The 383-nt window shown below is 38.9% G+C and carries 1 protein-coding gene; it reads right to left on the bottom strand.

The genetic code is table 11. The features are described 5' to 3' along the window. Positions 1–30 precede the first annotated feature (30 nt). Positions 31–383: hypothetical protein (locus DW019_RS15585; protein ID WP_347474424.1), on the bottom strand; the 353-nt coding region annotated here is incomplete at its 5' end.

The following is a 383-nucleotide window of genomic DNA, read 5'->3' as shown; positions in this document are numbered from 1 at the left end:
GTCGATAATAGCAGAAGAATACTTTTGCCTTTACAGGATCTGCTTTTTACAACGGAAGTATTCCTCGATCTTCCATCGCGAAAAATAGGTTCTTGCCACTTTGATCACATCCTCTTTGGACTTGATTTCTTTATTTGTGGCAAGCATCATGGGATGTTCTGTGATGCCATAAACCAGTACCAGATAAATATCTTTTCTGGAAGCTGTAATCTGGACTTTGACATGGGAAATGTAAGCCTCGTGATTTTTCCCCTTATAAAATACATTGGTTTTAATTTTCCCTTTGCGACGGTTGCGCAGTTCCATAGCTTCAAAAGTAACGGTATTGGCGGATTTATAACCCTTTTCAGCTGAAGAATGTACTTTTGAAAAGATACTGACCG

Origin of the sequence: Clostridium sp. AF37-5, assembly GCF_003477605.1 — a bacterium.
Lineage (GTDB): Bacteria > Bacillota > Clostridia > Lachnospirales > Lachnospiraceae > Eubacterium_F.
This window is presented reverse-complemented; position numbering and strand designations above follow the sequence as displayed.